Raw genomic sequence first — 12,280 nt, 5'->3', positions numbered from 1 at the left:
GCCGACCAGACACCGCGAGCGTGATCGCGGTGTCCGCGGCCCGGGGCGGTTTCGGGCCGATGACCACCGTCCAGCAGTCCACCGCCTTCCAGCGCGCGGTCACCGGGCGGGACGTCCTGGTGACCGCGCGGGTCACCAAGCTGGGCCGGCGGATCGCCTTCCTCGACATCCTCCTCACCGCCGAGGGCGAGGAGGAGCCGGCCGCCCACGCCACCGCGGTCTACGCCCTGGCCTGAGCGCCGGTCCCTCGGCCGGTCGCGGCCTTCGGGCTGCCGGCCTTCGCACCACCGGCCTCAGTGCTACCGGCCGGCCCGCGTCCCGGCCCCGTACGCCGGCCCTGGCCCCGCTCCGTGCCCCGGCCGGGCCCGTGTGCCGGCCCGGCCTCGTCGCGCTCTCGTCGCGCTCTCGTCCCGCGGGACGGGCCGCGGGCGCCGGCGGGTAGAGTTGCGGGCGGCCTGGTGGCGTGCCGCCGCCCGGCGGTCCGGTGGACCGGGGCCGATGCCGCCCCCGGGGTGAAGATCCGATTCCCGTAGGAGACGAGCGTGCGCGAGCCCAGGTCGCCCGGCGCCGCCGCCTGCCCGCCGTGACGCCCCTCCCCCGGGCGTGAGACCGGCCCGCGCCGTCGCGCGGGCCCCGCTCCGTCCCTCCGCGTGTCCGGCCCGGCCCGCCGCCGCGCCGTCGACGGGGTGCCCTCCACACTCCGTACCTTCCTCCGCGCGCCCGGTGTGCACCCGGACGTGCCCGAGCACGACAGGTCCGCTCCTTGTCCTCTCCCCCCTCGCGACCGGTGTCCGCCGCGTCCCGGCCCGCCCGCCCCGGCGGTCTCCTGCCCGACTGGGTGTCCGACCCCAAGGTCTGGCGCACCGAGGTGCTGGCCGGACTCGTGGTGGCGCTCGCCCTCGTACCGGAGGCGATCTCCTTCTCCGTGATCGCCGGGGTCGACCCGAAGATCGGGCTGTTCGCCTCCTTCACGATGGCCGTGACCATCGCGGTCGTCGGCGGGCGCCGGGCCATGATCTCGGCCGCCACGGGCGCGGTGGCCCTGGTGATCGGGCCGCTCAACCGCGAGCACGGCTTCGGCCACCTCGTCGCCGCCGTCATCCTGGCCGGGGTGTTCCAGATCGTGCTGGGCGCGCTCGGTGTGGCCCGGCTGATGCGCTTCGTGCCGCGCAGCGTGATGGTCGGCTTCGTGAACTCCCTGGCGATCCTGGTCTTCCTGGCGCAGCTGCCCGAGCTCGGCCACGTGCCGTGGGCGGTGTACCCGCTGTTCGCCGGTGGTCTGGTGCTGCTGGTGCTGTTCCCGAAGGTCACCTCGGTGGTGCCGGCGCCGTTGGTGTCGATCGCCGTCCTCACCGCGATCACGCTCGGGGCCGCGATCGCGGTGCCGACCGTCGGGGACAAGGGGGCGCTGCCGTCCTCGCTGCCGGTCCCCGGTCTGCCTGACGTGCCCTTCACCCCGGAGACGCTGACGACGATCGCGCCGTACGCGCTGGCGATGGCGATGGTCGGCCTGATGGAGTCGCTGATGACCGCGAAGCTGGTCGACGACATCACGGACACCCCGTCGGACAAGCGGCGCGAGGCGGTCGGCCAGGGCGTCGCCAACATCGTCACGGGGTTCTTCGGCGGCATGGGCGGCTGCGCGATGATCGGCCAGACCATGATCAACGTGAAGGTCTCCGGCGCCCGCACCCGGCTCTCCACCTTCCTGGCGGGGGCCTTCCTGATGGTGCTCTGCATCGCCTTCGGGCCCGTCGTCTCCGAGATCCCGATGGCCGCGCTGGTCGCCGTCATGGTGATGGTCTGCTTCGCGACCTTCGACTGGCACTCCGTCGCACCCGGCACGCTGCGGCGGATGCCCGCGGGCGAGATCGCCGTCATGGTGATCACGGTCGTCTGCGTGGTCGCCACCCACAACCTCGCCGTCGGGGTCGTGGTCGGCTCCCTGACCGCGATGGCCGTCTTCGCCAAGCGCGTCGCCCGCCACGCGGACGTCACCGCCGTGACCTCCCCCGACGGCGCACAGGTCGTCTACGCGGTGACCGGCGAACTGTTCTTCGCCTCGGCCAACGAGCTGATCGGCCGGTTCGACTACGCGAACGACCCCGCCGAGATCGTCGTCGACCTCAGCGCCGCACACGTCTGGGACGCCTCCTCCGTCGCGGCCCTGGACACCGTCACGGCCAGGTACGCCCAGCGCGGGAAGACCGTCCGGATCACCGGCCTCAACGACCCCAGTGCCGCCCTGCACGGCCGGCTCTCCGGCGAACTCGTCGGCGGGCACTGACGGCCCGCCGGACCGGTCCCCCGGTTGGACTTTGCAAAGTACGTACTTTGCAAAGTCCAACCGGAGGATTCCTTGCGCCGAGGCCTTCGCAGCCCTTCCGGCCGCCCGTTCTCCGTACTTTGCAAAGTCCCGACTTTGCAAAGTGTGCAGCTCGGAGCACCCGGTTCTCCCGGGCCCGGACCACCCGGAGCGGGAGCCCGGCGACGGCGGCGGCCCACGGCCACGGCCGTCGTTGGCGCCGCCGTCGTTGGCGCCGCCGTCGTTGGCGCCGCCGTCGTTGGCGGCTAGCGGAAGGTGCGCGGCGTCAGGTAGTCCGGCACGACCACCCTGGTGCCCGGTGCGGCCTGGCGGACCTGGGCGAGGAACGCGCCGAGGTCCGCGTCCGGGCGGACGGGGTTGACCAGCTCGGTCTCGAACGTGTCCCAGTGCACCGGCACCACCGTGCGCGGCCGGCCGAGCGCCGTCAGCAGCCGCGCCACGTACCGGTGGGTGGCGGTGCTGCCGGGCACCGCCACCATCGCGACGTCCGGCCTCAGTCCGGCCAGCTCGCGCTCCGCGAAGTCGCTCGCCCCCATGAGGAAGGCCGCCGGCCCGCCCGCGAGCGACACCTGGAAGGCCAGGGTGTCGCCCTCCACCAGATCACCGATCGTCTCGGGCGGCCGGGCCGGCGCCGAGTGCAGGGTGCCGGGCGCGAAGTACTGGTGGTGGGCGTTGCGGCTGTGCCGGCTCGCCACCGCCTCCACCACCAGGCCGTCGCCGAAGTCCAGCACCTCGCCGCCCCGGACCACCACCAGCTGCGAAGCCGGCACGCCCCAGGCGCGCAGCAGGTGGTAGGTGGTCTCGGTGCCGACCACGGTCGCCCCGTTGGTGCGGGCGATGTGCGGGACGTCGTTGACGTGGTCCCAGTGGCTGTGGCTGACCAGGACCAGCTCCGGGCGGCCGACGTGCGCGTCGACCAGCCCGGTGTCGACCCTCAGCGCGGTCCGCTCGCTGAAGGTGCCGCTGTGGAGGCCGGTGTCGAAGCGGGTCAGGTACGGGTCGAACAGCACGGTGCGGGCACCGTGGTCGATCCGCCAGCCCGCGGTGCCGAACCAGCGGTACACGGTGTCGGTCGCGGACGGCCGGCCGGCGGTCGGCGCGGTGCCCGACCCGGCGGTCGCGACCGGTTCGGCGGCAGCGGTCGGTTCGGCGGCGGCCGCCGGTTCGGTGGCCGCGGCGGGAAGGGCCGCGGTCGCCGTGACCAGTCCGGCGCCGGCCACTGCGGCCGTGCCCAGGAACGTGCGCCGGTCGAGTCCGGGGTGCTGCATGGGGTGGTGATCCTCTCCACAGACGACGGGACCGGGTGGCGCGCACCTCGTACGCACCACCCGGTCGATCACCACGCGCCGACCCGGGGGTCACGGACCGCACGTTCCGCGGGAGGTTTCCGCTCACACGCCCTGTGGCGTCTCCAGCACCTCCTTCGAGCGCGGCGACTCCTCGGCGCAGACCGCCGTCACGAACTCCGCCAGCCGTGCCTGCGGCATGCCCCGGGCGATGTCCGCCTCGCTGATCATGCCGACCAGCTCGTGCTCCGGGTGGTTGATCACCGGCAGCCTGCGCACCCGGTACTGCTCCATCACCCGCAGCACCTGCTCGACGTCCTCGTCCGACTCCACCGTCATCGGCCGGCCCCGGGCCAGCTCGCCCGCCGTCACCCGGTCCGGGTCGAGGCCGTCGGCGACGCACCTCAGCACGATGTCGCGGTCGGTGAGGATGCCCAGGAGCTTCTGCCGCTCACCGCAGATCGGCAGTGCCCCGACGCCGCGTTCCTTCATGATCCGGGCCGCGGTGGCGAGCGTCTCGTGCTCGCGGACGCACTCGGCTCCCCGGTGCATGATGTCGCCCGCACTGGTCATGATCGGCCTCCTGATGTGCCTGCCCCGCCCACCTCTCCATCGTGGTCCGGTGCCGGAAGCCCCGCCACCGGGCCCGTCAGCGCGTCTCCTCCCGGCTCCCGGGGGCGGCCGGCGGATCGAGCGGGGTGTGGTTCAACAGCTCCTCCAGCGGCGGCAGTTCCAGTTGCCCGACGCCGGGGAGCGGCGGTGGCTCCGCGGCCTCGGGCTCCTCGGCCTGCTCCGCTTCCGCCCCGGGCGCACCGGCATCGCTCCGGTCCCCGCCGTCACGCCTCCCGCCGTCCCGGTTCCCATCCCCACCACGCTCGCCGTCACGGCCCGCGGCGCGCTGCTGGGCGTCGGCCGCGCTGTCCAGGAACCGCAGCAGCTCCACCGGGAACGGCAGTACCAGCGTCGAGTTCTTCTCCGCGGCGACCTCCACCACCGTCTGCAGCAGGCGCAGTTGCAGCGCCGCCGGGGTCGCGCTCATCACCGAGGCCGCCTCCGACAGCCGCGCGGACGCCTGGTACTCGCCGTCCGCCGTGATGATCCGGGCCCGCCGCTCCCGCTCGGCCTCCGCCTGGCGGGACATCGAGCGCTTCATCGCCTCCGGCAGGGCGACGTCCTTGATCTCCACCCGGTCGATCTCGATGCCCCAGCTCAGCGCCGGACTGTCGATCATCAGCTCCAGGCCCTGGTTGATCGGTTCGCGGTTCGCCAGCAGGTCGTCCAGTTCGCTCTTGCCGATGATCGACCGCAGCGAGGTCTGCGCGACCTGGGAGATCGCGAAGTCGTAGTCCTGCACGTTGATGATCGCCTTCACCGGATCCAGCACCCGGAAGTACACGACGGCGTCCACCCGCACGGTCACGTTGTCCCGGGTGATGCCCTCCTGGGCCGGGATCGGCAGCGTCACGATCTGCACGTTCACCCGGCGCATCCGGTCCGCGATCGGCACCAGGGCGACGAGCCCCGGCTCCCGCACCTCCTCGCGCACCCGGCCGAACCGGAACACCACTCCCCGCTGGAACTGCTGCACCACCCGCACGCTCAGCCCGGCCACCACGGCCGTCACCAGCAGTACGGCGACGACGACCGCTATCACCACATCGACGACCATCACGGCCTCCTCGCGCGGCAGCGAGCCGTGGCCGTCACCGTCTCGGCCGCGCCGACGGCCACCGGCCGACCGCTTCCACGCTACGCCTGCCCGGCCCCGCCCGGAACGCGCACGGATCACGGCGGTACCGTCCGGGGCCCGCTCCGCCGGTCCGCTCCCTCGGGCCCTCCCTGCCAGGGCCACTCCCCGGGAAAGCGGCGACCGCCCGACGTGATCCGCAACAGGCGCCTACGATCGTCGCCATGCCGCAGACCCCCGCCGGTCCGCCGGACCCGGCCGACGACCCGGACCACCCGCGCCACCCCGCCGAGGCCGCCGCCCGGGCCGCGGACCTCACCGTGCTCGACCGGGTCGTCACCGGCTGCCGGGCCTGCCCCCGGCTGGTCGAGTGGCGCGAGGAGACCGCCCGCACCAAGCGCCGCGCCTATCTGGACTGGGACTACTGGGCCCGCCCGATCCCCGGTTTCGGCCCGCCCGGTGCCCCGCTCGTCCTGGTCGGCCTCGCCCCCGCCGCGCACGGCGCCAACCGCACCGGCCGGATCTTCACCGGCGACCCGTCCGGCGACCTCCTCTACGCCGCCCTGCACCGGCTGGGCCTCGCCAACCGCGCCGAGTCCGTCCGGCATGGCGACGGCCTGGCCCTGCACGGCGTGCGGATCACCGACCCGGTCCGCTGCGCCCCGCCCGAGAACAAGCCCACCACCGGCGAGCGCGACACCTGCCGCCCGTGGATCGCCCGCGAGTTCGAACTCCTCCGGCCCACCGTGCGCAGCGTGGTGGCCCTCGGCGGCTTCGCCTGGCAGTCGCTGCTGCCCGCCCTGGACGCGGCCGGCTGGGTGCTCCCCCGGCCGCGGCCGCTGTTCGGCCACGGCGCCCGTGTCACGCTGGCGGCCCGCGACGGCGGCGCGCCGCTGGAGCTGTTCGGCTGCTACCACGTCAGCCCCCGCAACACGAACACCGGCCGGCTCAGCACCGTCATGCTGCGGGAGCTGCTGCGCACGGCCGCCCGCTCCGCCGGGCTCGACCCCGCCGAGGAGTGAGCGCCGGGGAGTGAGCGCCGGGGACTGATCCCCGTGCGGCGCGCCCGTGCGCGGCGCACGGGTCAGGCGAAGCGCGCCAGCTCGGGCCGGGCGGCCCGCTTCCAGACCTCGGGCAACGCGCGTCGGGCCCGCTCGGCCTCCGCCAGTTGCCGGCCGTAGAGCACGCCGTAGCCGAAGGGCTCCCTCGACGAGCCGGCCTGCTCGCGGAGCGCGGCCGAGGCCACCACGGCGTCCTGGTGCTCGCCGAGCACCTCCTGGACGGCCTTCATCCGCTCGACGTACCTCGCCGCCGCCCGGCCCGCCGCGGGGAGGGCGGTCTCCCCCGCATACCGGGCGCGTTTGGCCGCCTTCCGTGCCTCGTGGAGCGCCACGTCCTGTTCGTCGCCGTCGTCGAGGGCGGCCCGCACCCGTTCGGCGGTCCGGCGCTGTTCCCGTGCGGCCACCCTGGCCAGTTCCGGGCCGGCCGGCCGGTCGGCCCGGCCGCGCAGGGGCGGGTCGGCGAGCAGCGCGGCGAGGCCGTCGGCGAGGGCTCGGCGGCGGGGGCTGTCCAGGGCGGCCGGCACCTCCGGCCAGATCCGCCGGTGCTCGGCCGTCCCCCAGCGCTCCAGTTCGGCCGCGACCTGCTCGGGCCCGCACTCCTCGGGCAGCTCCCGCGCCCGGGCGGCCAGCCGTTCGCCGAGCACCTCGCGGTCGCGGGCCCGTCCGAGCGCCGCCGCCAGCCAGCGCAGTTCGGCGACCAGTTCGTCGGTGGCGCCGGGGGCGAGCAGCCCGCGGTAGGTGCGGAAGGCGCTGCGCAGGCGACGGCAGGCGACCCGCATCCGGTGCACCGCGTCCGGTTCGTCGGCGCGCACCGCCGCGTCCAGCCCGGCGAGCACCTCCGCCTGGGCGCGGATCCGCCCGAGCACGACCTCGCCCACGGTGACCACGTCACCCGCCATCCGCCTTCACCCCCTTCTGGGGCCTCCGGAAACGCCTCCAGGCTAGCCCTCCCGGCCGGCCCCGGGCAGGCTCGATTCCGCCACCCTCCTCGGCCCACCGGGCCCCGCGAGGCGCACTCCTGCACGGGTGCCCCCGGCCGTCACTTCACGAGAAGTCGGCGGGGCCGACTTCTCGTGCGCACCGGCACTGTCCGGCCCGCACGGAACCCTGCTGCGGCGAGCCGAAGCACACCCCCGCGCGGGGGGGGGGGGGGGGGCCCCCCCCCCCACCCCCCCCCCCCCCCCCGCTCCGCCCTCCGCCCCGCCCCGCCCCAGCGGGCCGGGCGCTTCCCACGGGGCCCCTCTGCATACTTTGCAAAGCAGAAACTTTGCAAAGTACACAGCGAAAAAGGCCAGGTAGAAGCCACAATGGTGGGCCCTCTCGTAACTTTGCAAAGTCTGTTCTTTGCAAAGTATGGTCCGCCGCCCCGTCCGCACGGGAAGTCGGCCGGGCCGACTTCCCGTGCGGGGCCGAGCAGCGGCAGACCGGGCCCGGGGCCGGCCGGCGGAGGCGGTGGGGGTGGGGGTGCTACGGGCGCAGCTGGACGGCGAGGGACATGGTGTAGCCGACGAGGGCGGCGAAGAAGACCACCGCGGTGGTGTAGCGGGCGGTGAAGGGGAGGCCGGCGAGGGCGGGGTAGAGGAGGACGGCGGTCCCCGCGGCGATGTCCGCGAAGTAGAGCCCCTTGGGCGGGAGGACGCCGGTGGTGCGGGCGGCCCAGCCGGTGGCGACCAGGAAGCCGGTGAGCAGGATGAAGCCAGAGAGGAGGCCCGAGCCGATGCTGGAGAGCACGGGGTGCGGTTCGGGCGGGAGTTCGCCGTCGGGGACGGCCGGGCGCACGCGGTGGGCGAGCGCCAGGGCGCCGACGGCCAGGGTCACGCACGCGAGGGCACTCAGCAGGGGGACGGGGTTCATCGGCGGCTCCGGGAGTTCGCGTGGTGGTGACCGAGTGCCGCCGCGAGGGCGGCCGGGACCAGGACGGTGAGGACGAGCACGGCCGTCCAGGCGGCCGGATCGATCCCGGCGGCCGGCGGGGTCGAGGGCGGCGGTGCGGCGACGACCGCGAGGGTGGCCGTCTGGTCCGGGGCGGCCGGCGGGGCCGGCGGGGCCGGCGGCGGGGGCAGGGCCGGCGGGCTCGGCGAGGCCCGGGACGGCAGGGGTCCGGCCGCCGGGCCCGGGGCCGCCTCCACCGTGATCGGGCTGTGGGGCGGGAGGGGCGCGGGCCTGGTGGCGTGCGGAGAGGCGGCCGGGGGCGTCTCCCCCGCCGGGTGCGCGGACGGCGGCGGTGCCGGCGGGACGACCGGCGCCGGTACGGCGCTCGGTGAGGCCGTGGGCGAGAACGCCGGCGCGGGGGCGGCCGACGGGGAGACGGACGGTGCGTCCGGCGACGGTACGACCGGAGTCGGCGGGGCCGGGGTCGGCCCCGACGGCGGGGCGGACGGCGAGGCCGGGGGCGACGACGGCGCGGACGTGGGCGGGGCGGACGTGGGCGGGGCGGACGGCACCGGGCAGGGCGTCTCCGGGTGCGGCGGGAACCACGGTCCGGGCCAGGGCCATGACGCCCACGGCCACTCCACCGACGGCCCGTCCGTCGGCGGCCGCTCCACCGACGGCCACTCCACCGACGGCCGTCCCGCCGGTGACCGTCCCGCCGGTGACCGGTCCGCCGACGGCCGCTGCGCGGGCGGCGGCGTCACCGGCCCGGAGGCCACGGCCGCCCCCGCACCAAAGGCATGGTCCATCGCCCGATTGTCGGACCGTCCCACCGCCCCGTCAGCGGCTGATGACCCGTCACCCGCCCGTCACCGCACCAAACCCATCCCTCCGGTGAACTCCGCACCCCCGCACTTCGAACGCGCGACCGATGCGGGACAACCTGTGCACCGATCCGGCCGCGATCCCGGACGCACCCTCGTGCCCGGTGTAAGCGTCGTGACATACTCCCGAGCGTGACGACCTCCACCCGTGCGACGAGGGCCCTGCGGGCCGCGGTGTTCACCGCGCTCGCCGTGCCGCTGTCCGCGCTGGGCCAGGTCGTCATCACCGGCCGCCCGCTGCCGCTCACGCTGGTGGTGGCCGCGAGCGCCGTCGTCTTCCTGGTCGCGGCCACGCTGGCCGGCGGCGAGCGGCGGCTCTCGCAGATCGTGGCCGTGATGGTCCCGGTCGAGCTGCTGCTGAACACGACCTTCAATCTGGGCCAGACCACCTGTGGCCCGATCCTCGGTGGCGACCTCCCCGCCCGCGGCATGAACCTGCTGGTCTGCGGCGGCGGCTCGGTGGACGGATCGTCGCTGCTCTACGGCCAGTTGGGGCACTCAGGACGGCTGGCGCCCGCCGCCACCCAGGCCCTTCTCCTGCTGGTGCACCTGGTGATCGCACTCGCCGCCGCCGCCTGCCTGCGGCTCGGCGACGCCGCCCTGTCCGGTCTGCTCCGCGCCCTGCGGGCGCTGCGCCAGGCCGTCGCGGCACCGCTGCGGACGCTGGTCCTCCTGCTGGTCCCGGCGCCGGCCCGGCCGGTGCTGCGGGTTCCGCTGCCGGTCCCGGACCACCGCCGGCCGCGCCGCGAGGACGTGGTGCTGAGCCCGGCGCCGCGCCGCGGCCCGCCGCTGCTCGCGCCCGCCTGCTGACGAACCCTCCCGAGGACGCTCCCCCGGAGCGACGGCACCCCGGCCCCGGGGAACGCCCCGCCGCCCGGAAGCCCCGGTGGCGGCCGGTCCCGGCACCACCGGGAACGCCCCCTCGTACGGGCGCCCCGTCCCACGGGGACGGTCCCCGAAGGCCTCGCAGCGGCCGGCGCACGACTCCGCCTCCCGTCCAGTCCCCCCTCCGGCCCGTACGCGCCCGCGGCGCGTGCCGGCGCCGGCCCCGTGCGACGGCGCCCGGCCCGCCCGGCAGCGCCCACGGGTCGGCGCCCGGCCCGCACGGCAGCGCCGGGCACCGGAGCGGGACACCCCCGCGCGCCCTGCGGCGCGCCCCCACCACGGAGTTGACCGAGCATGGCTCACCCCACCCAGAAGCCCTCCCGCAAGCAGGCCCAGAAGATCAGCGCCCGTGAGCGCATCCAGGAGGCGCAGCGCCAGGAGAAGCTGGCGGCCGGCCGCCGCCGGCGGATCGTGGTCGGCGTCTCGATCGTCGCGGTGCTCGCCCTGGCGGGCGGTACGGCGCTGGCGATCAGCACGGCCGGCGGCAAGTCGTCGGCGAACGAGGCCGCGGAGCCGACCGCGCTGGTGGTTCCGGCGAACACCTCCGGTCCGGACGGCACGGTGATCACCTACGGGAAGGCGGACGCCCCGCACACCCTCCAGGTGTTCGAGGACTTCCGCTGCCCGGTCTGCAAGACCTTCGAGGCGACCAACGGCGAGGCCGTCCGGAAGCTGGTGGACGAGGGCGGCGTCAAGGTCGAGTACCACCTGGCCGCGTTCCTGGACAAGAACCTGGGCGGCCGGGGTTCGCGCACCGCGCTGGCGGCGGTCGGTGCGGCGGTGAACGAGGGCGTGGACAAGTTCAAGGCGTACCACGACGTGCTGTACGCGAACCAGCCGGACGAGCGGGAGGACGGTTTCGGTGACGTCAACCACCTGCTGGAGCTGGCCGACAAGGTGCCGGGGCTGAAGACGGACGCGTTCGTCAAGGCGGTCACGGACCGGACGTACGCGCCGTGGGCGAAGAAGGTCGCGGACGCGTTCAACGACAGCGGGGTGACGGGCACTCCGACGGTGAAGGTGGACGGCAAGCCGCTGACGCTGTTCAGCGGGAACCGTGCGGTGACGCCGGAGCAGTTCACGGCGCAGGTGAAGCAGGCCGCGGGCTTGCAGTGAGCACCACCGGCCCGGCCGAATCACGGCCGGGCCGGCCCCTTCTTCTTCCTCGGAGTGCTCTGCCATGACCGCACCGACCGCTCTGCCGCCCTCCTCCCGTTCCCCCCGTCCCGTTGCCGCCGTGCCGGACGCCGCCGGCCGGGCGCCGGTCGGCGCGGGCCGCGGGTTCTCGTTGTTCGTGCTGTTCGCCGCTCTGGTCGGGCTCGCCGCCTCGGCCGTGCTGACCTTCGACAAGCTCCGGATCCTGGAGGATCCCTCCTACGTTCCGAGCTGCAACATCAATCCGGTGATCAGCTGTGGTTCGGTGATGCGCACCGCGCAGGCCGAGGTGTTCGGCTTTCCGAATCCGCTGCTGGGGCTGGCCGCGTTCGGCGCGCTGGCGGCGGTCGGTGCCGGGTTGCTGGCGGGTGCCGCGTACCGCCGGTGGTTCTGGCTCGGTCTGCAGGCCGGGACGGTGCTCGGGGTGGTGTTCGTGCACTGGCTGATCGACGGGGCGCTGTACGAGATCGGTGCGCTGTGCCCGTACTGCATGGTGGTGTGGGCGGTGGTGGTGCCGCTGTTCTGGTACACGACGCTGCACAATCTGCGCTCCGGGGTGATCCCGGTGGGGCCGCGGCTGCGGCCGGTGGTCCGGGAGGCGGCGCGCTACCACTGGGCGCCGCCGGTGCTGTGGGCGGCGGTGATCGCGCTGTTGGTCCTGAACCGTTTCTGGTCGTACTGGTCGACGCTGCTCTGAGGCGCAGCACGGTGACCGGCCGCGTGTTCGCGGGGGCCGGGGCTGTTCGCGGGGGCGTACGCGACCAGTTCTCGGCCTGGACCCGATGTGTTCGCGGGGCATCGAGTACAGCCCTCCTCCCCTGCTAGAGATGACGTGTCCCCGACGGGACCCGGCCCCGCTCCGGTGCGGCCGGGTCCCGTCCGGGGTCCTTCCGTCGTCCCGGCACTTGATGAGAGGAGGTGACCGACATGAAGAAGATCGCCATTCGCAAGGCGGGTTCCGTCCGCCTGACCAGCGGCGCCTCGCTCTACGGCGGCGGCCCCTGTCTCCCGACGTGGCCGCCGGTCGTGCTCCCGTCCTAGTAGCGGGGAGTACACCCCGGTGACGGGCGGAGCACACCCCGCCCGTCACCGGTGGCCCGCCGGCCGCCCGGCCACTCCCGGGC

The 12,280-nt window shown here is 75.0% G+C and carries 12 protein-coding genes; 6 read left to right on the top strand and 6 right to left on the bottom strand.

Annotated features, from left to right (window positions below; translation table 11 throughout):
• Together ACFCX4_RS27955 and ACFCX4_RS27950 are read left to right on the top strand one after the other, a co-directional pair.
• The coding region (locus tag ACFCX4_RS27955; protein ID WP_376148022.1) for a PaaI family thioesterase at positions 1-236 on the top strand (236 nt) is incomplete at its 5' end.
• A 551-nt stretch (positions 237-787) separates the two neighbouring features.
• Positions 788-2,287 (top strand): SulP family inorganic anion transporter, encoded by a 1,500-nt coding sequence (locus ACFCX4_RS27950; RefSeq protein ID WP_376148019.1) that lies wholly within the window; start codon positions 788-790, stop codon positions 2,285-2,287.
• 284 nt (positions 2,288-2,571) lie between these two features.
• On the opposite strand, the gene ACFCX4_RS27945 is transcribed toward ACFCX4_RS27950, so the two are convergent.
• The 3 genes from ACFCX4_RS27945 to ACFCX4_RS27935 form a co-directional block, all read right to left on the bottom strand.
• Positions 2,572-3,594 (bottom strand): MBL fold metallo-hydrolase, encoded by a 1,023-nt coding sequence (locus tag ACFCX4_RS27945; RefSeq protein ID WP_376148016.1) that lies wholly within the window; start codon positions 3,592-3,594, stop codon positions 2,572-2,574.
• Positions 3,595-3,717: 123 nt separating this feature from the next.
• Positions 3,718-4,185 carry a CBS domain-containing protein gene (locus tag ACFCX4_RS27940; RefSeq protein ID WP_376148013.1) on the bottom strand — a complete coding sequence of 156 codons (468 nt, stop codon included), beginning with the start codon at positions 4,183-4,185 and terminating at the stop codon, positions 3,718-3,720.
• 76 nt (positions 4,186-4,261) lie between these two features.
• The gene (locus ACFCX4_RS27935) at positions 4,262-5,281 is read right to left on the bottom strand and encodes a slipin family protein (protein WP_376148010.1); all 1,020 of its coding nucleotides are present in this window, start codon (positions 5,279-5,281) and stop codon (positions 4,262-4,264) included.
• Between the two features lie 242 nt (positions 5,282-5,523).
• On the opposite strand from ACFCX4_RS27935, the gene ACFCX4_RS27930 reads away from it, so the two are divergent.
• On the top strand, positions 5,524-6,321 hold the full coding sequence (locus ACFCX4_RS27930; RefSeq protein ID WP_376148007.1) for a uracil-DNA glycosylase: 798 nt from the start codon (positions 5,524-5,526) through the stop codon (positions 6,319-6,321).
• 62 nt (positions 6,322-6,383) lie between these two features.
• Here the strand turns inward: ACFCX4_RS27930 and ACFCX4_RS27925 are convergent, their stop codons facing one another.
• From ACFCX4_RS27925 to ACFCX4_RS27915, 3 genes are all read right to left on the bottom strand, one after another.
• The gene (locus tag ACFCX4_RS27925; protein WP_376148004.1) at positions 6,384-7,259 is read right to left on the bottom strand and encodes a CHAD domain-containing protein; all 876 of its coding nucleotides are present in this window, start codon (positions 7,257-7,259) and stop codon (positions 6,384-6,386) included.
• 568 nt (positions 7,260-7,827) lie between these two features.
• Positions 7,828-8,214 (bottom strand): hypothetical protein, encoded by a 387-nt coding sequence (locus ACFCX4_RS27920; protein ID WP_376148001.1) that lies wholly within the window; start codon positions 8,212-8,214, stop codon positions 7,828-7,830.
• Positions 8,211-8,489 (bottom strand): hypothetical protein, encoded by a 279-nt coding sequence (locus ACFCX4_RS27915; protein WP_376147998.1) that lies wholly within the window; start codon positions 8,487-8,489, stop codon positions 8,211-8,213. The genes ACFCX4_RS27920 and ACFCX4_RS27915 overlap by 4 nt, the downstream gene beginning before the upstream one ends.
• 759 nt (positions 8,490-9,248) lie before the next feature.
• On the opposite strand from ACFCX4_RS27915, the gene ACFCX4_RS27910 reads away from it, so the two are divergent.
• The 3 genes from ACFCX4_RS27910 (at position 9,249) to ACFCX4_RS27900 (ending at position 11,853) form a co-directional block, all read left to right on the top strand.
• Positions 9,249-9,926: a hypothetical protein gene (locus ACFCX4_RS27910; RefSeq protein ID WP_376147995.1), complete on the top strand. Its 678-nt coding sequence runs from the start codon at positions 9,249-9,251 to the stop codon at positions 9,924-9,926.
• 369 nt (positions 9,927-10,295) lie between these two features.
• Positions 10,296-11,117 carry a DsbA family protein gene (locus tag ACFCX4_RS27905; protein WP_376147993.1) on the top strand — a complete coding sequence of 274 codons (822 nt, stop codon included), beginning with the start codon at positions 10,296-10,298 and terminating at the stop codon, positions 11,115-11,117.
• Positions 11,118-11,238: 121 nt separating this feature from the next.
• Positions 11,239-11,853, top strand: a complete 615-nt coding sequence (locus tag ACFCX4_RS27900) for a vitamin K epoxide reductase family protein (protein ID WP_376147990.1) — start codon at positions 11,239-11,241, stop codon at positions 11,851-11,853.
• Positions 11,854-12,280 lie beyond the last annotated feature (427 nt).

This window comes from Kitasatospora sp. NPDC056327 (genome assembly GCF_042261735.1).
Taxonomy (GTDB): Bacteria; Actinomycetota; Actinomycetes; order Streptomycetales; family Streptomycetaceae; genus Kitasatospora.
This window is presented reverse-complemented; position numbering and strand designations above follow the sequence as displayed.